Origin of the sequence: Paenibacillus sp. 32O-W, assembly GCF_007679495.1 — a bacterium.
In the GTDB taxonomy this organism is placed as follows: domain Bacteria; phylum Bacillota; class Bacilli; order Paenibacillales; family NBRC-103111; genus Paenibacillus_L; species Paenibacillus_L residui.
In genome coordinates, this window is record NZ_VEGP01000218.1 from 1 (window position 1) to 269 (window position 269).

Here is a 269-nt window from a genome sequence, read left to right on the forward strand (position 1 = left end):
GGAAGTCTGGTGTCGGCAGCTTCGGCACTCATAGAGCGGCAGCCGGCGGGAACGGATGACATACGCCTGCCTATGCCTGCAACGAGGACAGGAAAAGCCATCCGGCCATTTCGCTTGATAGATGAATTGTATACAATCCTCCTCGGTTTTAAAGCGATTCCGAAAAGCTTTTTCCTCTTGCTTGAAAGCACCTTCGTCCCATTTGGAGTACCGATCCATAGACAGATTTAACAAAACATCTTGAATTATTTTCGAATCCACACTTCGAC

Annotated in this window: 1 protein-coding gene; it reads right to left on the bottom strand. The window is 48.0% G+C overall.

Features of this window, described 5'->3' with window-relative positions; translation table 11 throughout:
- Positions 1 to 219 (bottom strand): transposase (locus FS806_RS25500; protein ID WP_260982263.1); only part of this gene is annotated, 219 nt, incomplete at its 3' end.
- Between the last annotated feature and the right edge of the window lie 50 nt (positions 220 to 269).